Origin of the sequence: Bacteroides caecigallinarum, from assembly GCF_021530995.1 — a bacterium.
GTDB lineage: Bacteria > Bacteroidota > Bacteroidia > Bacteroidales > Bacteroidaceae > Phocaeicola > Phocaeicola faecigallinarum.
In genome coordinates this window covers 1-531 of the sequence record NZ_JADYTF010000283.1, presented here as the reverse complement: position 1 = coordinate 531, position 531 = coordinate 1, and the positions used below count along the sequence as shown (strand labels likewise).

The window sequence follows — 531 nt, the reverse complement described above, 5'->3', positions numbered from 1 at the left end:
CCCGAAAGAGAGTTTTCAGGGACAGCGCATATTATGAAATCATTACGACCCGAAAAGGCTATCAAGTGTTGCGCTACTTTATGGTAGGAGCAACATACAAGGTGGGACAGAAGGCAGAGTATTCCATTCGGGAGGTGGTGCAATGGTGGATTGCCCCAAACGGAAAGACCGAAGTTATTGCCCGACTGAGAGCCATGCACACGATGTACTATGACCTTTGGACTGAATGGAGCGATATGGATTTGCGCAGCAACAAGATGCTGAAAGCATACAACATAGACGCATACAAGACTTATCCGGCAATGCGCATCATTCCCGAATTAAGGCGGAACGGCTTCAAGGGAGCATTCCACAAACTGACCCCATACGAATTTTTTACCGCCATTCTGACGGACAGCAAAAAGGAAACATTGCTTAAAGCGGGACAGACAGAAATGTTCAGATATGCCGTCATTTCAAATGTCAATTTGCATGAATATTGGAACTCCATAAAAATCTGTATCCGAAACGGCTATCATATTGCAGATGCCT

1 pseudogene is annotated in these 531 nt (G+C 45.2%); it reads left to right on the top strand.

The window, feature by feature from the left end:
• A pseudogene (locus I6E24_RS16635) lies at positions 1–531 on the top strand (PcfJ domain-containing protein); the annotation flags it as partial.